3 protein-coding genes are annotated in these 3,552 nt (G+C 57.5%); all 3 read left to right on the forward strand.

Going from position 1 to position 3,552, the window contains the following annotated elements; translation table 11 throughout:
- Positions 1-206 precede the first annotated feature (206 nt).
- The 3 genes from FBY04_RS32170 (at position 207) to FBY04_RS32180 (ending at position 2,829) form a co-directional block, all read left to right on the forward strand.
- Positions 207-788 carry an alpha/beta hydrolase gene (locus FBY04_RS32170; protein ID WP_145319716.1) on the forward strand — a complete coding sequence of 194 codons (582 nt, stop codon included), beginning with the start codon at positions 207-209 and terminating at the stop codon, positions 786-788.
- A gap of 59 nt (positions 789-847) precedes the next feature.
- On the forward strand, positions 848-1,777 hold the full coding sequence (locus FBY04_RS32175) for a sigma 54-interacting transcriptional regulator (protein WP_145319719.1): 930 nt from the start codon (positions 848-850) through the stop codon (positions 1,775-1,777).
- Between the two features lie 269 nt (positions 1,778-2,046).
- Entirely contained in the window at positions 2,047-2,829 is a 783-nt protein-coding gene (locus FBY04_RS32180) for a MetQ/NlpA family ABC transporter substrate-binding protein (protein ID WP_008032521.1), read from the forward strand.
- The last annotated feature ends 723 nt before the right edge of the window (positions 2,830-3,552 follow it).

The following is a 3,552-nucleotide window of genomic DNA, read 5'->3' on the forward strand; positions in this document are numbered from 1 at the left end:
TGCGAATATTACTGATCAGACTGAATGCCATGCTGAGAGACGGCACCGAATGGCGGTGACGAATGGCAGGGTGAAGACAGTTGCTCCCACATTGGATTTGTTTTATATTCGATATAGGTCTTAATAAATATCTTCTTATTCCTTAACGAATATAACTCTCCTCCCTATACTCGACCGGGAACAGACACGCAGCAGGAGAGTTCCCCATGCGCAACGAATCAATTCGCTACCTGATTGTGCCGGGCTGGCAAGGATCGCCAGAAGATCATTGGCAAAGCCACTGGCAGAACAGCCTGCCGAACAGCGCGCGGGTGGAGCAGGCCGACTGGCTGACACCGCGTCGTGAAGACTGGGTCGCGGCGCTGGCCGAGGCGATTGCCGCCGACAGCACGCCGGTGATCCTGATTGCCCATAGCCTGGGCTGCATCACGGTCGCGCATTGGGCGGCCACTGCACCGCTGAATTTTTTGCGTCAGGTGCGCGGCGCCCTGCTGGTCGCTCCAGCGGACGTCGAACGCCCCGCCTGCGCGCCGGCGCTGCGCAACTTCGCACCGATCCCGACGAACCTTTTGCCGTTTCCGAGCCAGGTCGTCAGCTCCGACAACGACAATGCCGTCAGCGCACCGCGTGCCCTGGAACTGGCCCGTCACTGGGGCGCCGAGGCGGGGATTCTGTCGGGTGCCGGGCACATCAACGTGAAGTCCGGTCACCAGCGTTGGGAGCAGGGTTTTGCTTATCTGTATCGCCTGCAAAACCGCATGGAACACCACGCCCTGCGCCGCGCTTGAGCATTTTCTTTTTTTAAAAACGGCCCCCGCCTCCCGGCGGTTTTGGCCGGGAGCCTGCCATGAGTTTTGAAGCCTTCGGTCAGCCGCTGCTGACCTTTCCCGACGCAGAAAAAAGTCCACTGAGCATCCGCGCCAAGGCGCTGGTGTTCGTTGATCCGCGCTCGCGTCAATTGCGCGAGGAGCTGGAACAACTGGCGCCGCGTTCGATTTCCGTATTGATCCGTGGTGAAACCGGTAGCGGTAAAGAGCTGTTGGCGCGGCACATCCATCGCGCCAGTGATCGTGGTGGGTTATTCGTCTCGGTCAATTGCGGCGCGATCAGCCCAACCTACGCCGACGCCGAATTGTTCGGCTATGCGGCCGGCAGTTACAGCGGCTCGGCAAGCAGTCGCGCCGGTTGGTTCGGTTCGGCCAATGGCGGCACGCTGTATCTGGACGAGATCGGAGACTTGCCGCTGCCGATTCAGATCAAGTTGCTCGCCGCACTGGAAAACCATGAAGTCACCCGTGTCGGTGCGCCTCAACCGAGCCCGGTGGACGTGCGTCTAGTGGCCGCGACCAGCATCGATCTGGCGCAAGCCGTGGCTGCCGGTAAATTCCATGAGCGGCTTTATCACTACCTCAGTGAGGGGCAGCTTGAGCTGCCGGCCTTGCGCGAACGGGTCGGCGATATCCTGTCGTTGTCCGAGTACTTCCTGGGCATCTATAGCCAGCGACTCGATTTGCCAGTGCCGCTGATCAGCGAAGCGGCTCAACAGTTGTTAGAGGCGCATAGCTGGCCCGGCAATACCCGGGAACTGGAAAACGTCATTCACTTTGCGTTGCTGGTCAGCACCGGCGACGAGATCTTGCCCGAACATTTGAACCTGCCCGAAGCACTCGCGCCCCTGGCGCAGATCGAGCAGCAACTCCAGCACATCCTCACCAAAGGCTCTGCCACCGAACAAGCCGCCCTGAAACAACTCCTCAAAAACACCGCGCTCTTGTAGGAGCAAGCTTGCTCGCGATCCAGGCAACGCGATGTATCAGGAAAGACGCCATCGCCAGCAAGCCGGCTCCTACAGGTAACGGCGGTAGGCGGTCGATGCACGCGCTAGAGCTGTATGAACAAAATGGAATATGAAAGTGAATAAAAGATATTGTTCGGGAATAAAAAATCCCGGTATTGTCCGCCTCACGCCAGCGATAGCACTTCACTGGCACTCGTACTAAACAAGCCGTCGTCGATGACGACCGTGATTTTCGATAAGGACACTGCATGAAAAAGGTTCTGTTGTTCACCGCACTGGCGGCTGCCCTGACCGCGGGCCTGGCCCAGGCTGGCGAGAAACTGGTTGTCGCGGCGACCCCGGTCCCACACGCCGAGATTCTGGAACTGATCAAGCCAACCCTCGCCAAAGAAGGCGTAGACCTGGAAATCAAAGTGTTCACCGACTACGTTCAGCCGAACGTGCAGGTTGACCAGAAGCGTCTGGACGCCAACTACTTCCAGACCCTGCCGTACCTGAAAAACTTCAACGAAGGCAAAGGCACCAACCTGGTGACCGTGATCGGCGTTCACGTTGAACCGTTCGGTGGCTACTCGAAGAAGTACAAAAAACTGGCTGACCTGCCAAACGGCGCGACCATCGCTCTGCCGAACGAAGGCAGCAACAGCGGCCGTGCTCTGCTCCTGCTGCAGAAGGCTGGCCTGATTGAGTTGAAAGACCCGAAAAACGCCCTGGCTACCCCGAAAGACATCGCCAAGAACCCGCACAACTTCAAGTTCAAGGAACTGGAATCGGCCATGCTGCCGCGCGTTCTGGACCAGGTTGACCTGGACCTGATCAACACCAACTATGCGCTGGAAGCCGGTCTGAACCCGGCCAAAGACGCGCTGGTGATCGAAGGTGCCGATTCGCCTTACGTGAACTTCCTGGTGGCTCGTCCGGACAACAAGGACAGCGTAGCCATCCAGAAACTGGCCAAGGCACTGACCAGCCCTGAAGTGAAAGCCTTCATCGCCAAGAAGTACAGCGGCGCGGTACTGCCGGCGTTCTGATTCGACGCAGCATCGAACCCCTTCAAGGTTTCAAACGCCGACGGCTGGCAGTAGCGTCGGCGTTTTTTGTTACGCCAGTCGAGCAAAAGATCGCAGCCTTCGGCAGCTCCTACAGGGATTTGTGTACATCTGTAGGAGCTGCCGAAGGCTGCGATCTTTTGCTTTAAGCCACCCTGGCCTTCAACGCCCTGCGCAACGCCACCAACAACTTCACGATGTCCTGCGGATCCAGTCGCTGCGGTACTTTTACGTCAGCCATGTTCTCTTCCTTGTGATGGTTCGGCCGGGAGTCTGGCCAAAAGCTGTGCGTCCTTGGAGGGCTATTTCGAAAAAAAGATCCTTCCTACAGCCAAAAGGAAAATAGTCGTCTTCCTGCGTCGCAGCAAATCCGCAGGATAGGTTTTTGCGTGGTATCCATATGCTTTTGCGGTATTTAAACTCTTCTTTTTTATACCTTTAAAGTCGGTGCCTGCCGGGTGGTTATCCACTGCCCAGCCTGGTCGGGCTTATGGGCCAGAGTGGAAAAGGTGGATGGCAGCTCGGCCCCCACACGTGCTTCAAGCACCGCGGACTCACAGCTTGCCATCCACCCCTCTCACCCCAGAGCTTATTCCTAGATCTAGACACAAGCAACTGTCTTCACCCTGCCATTCGTCACCGCCACTCCGTGCCGTCTCTCAGCATGGCATTCAGTCTGATCAGTAATATTCGCATGCAGGCGAT

This window comes from Pseudomonas sp. SJZ080 (genome assembly GCF_007828295.1).
Classification (GTDB): domain Bacteria; phylum Pseudomonadota; class Gammaproteobacteria; order Pseudomonadales; family Pseudomonadaceae; genus Aquipseudomonas; species Aquipseudomonas migulae_A.

What these genes read in the sequence shown, in the direction of transcription:
- FBY04_RS32170 (WP_145319716.1), top strand. Translation starts at nt 207, where the DNA reads ATGCGCAACGAATCAATTCGCTACCTGATTGTGCCGGGCTGGCAAGGA.
- FBY04_RS32175 (WP_145319719.1), top strand. Translation starts at nt 848, where the DNA reads ATGAGTTTTGAAGCCTTCGGTCAGCCGCTGCTGACCTTTCCCGACGCA.
- FBY04_RS32180 (WP_008032521.1), top strand. Translation starts at nt 2,047, where the DNA reads ATGAAAAAGGTTCTGTTGTTCACCGCACTGGCGGCTGCCCTGACCGCG.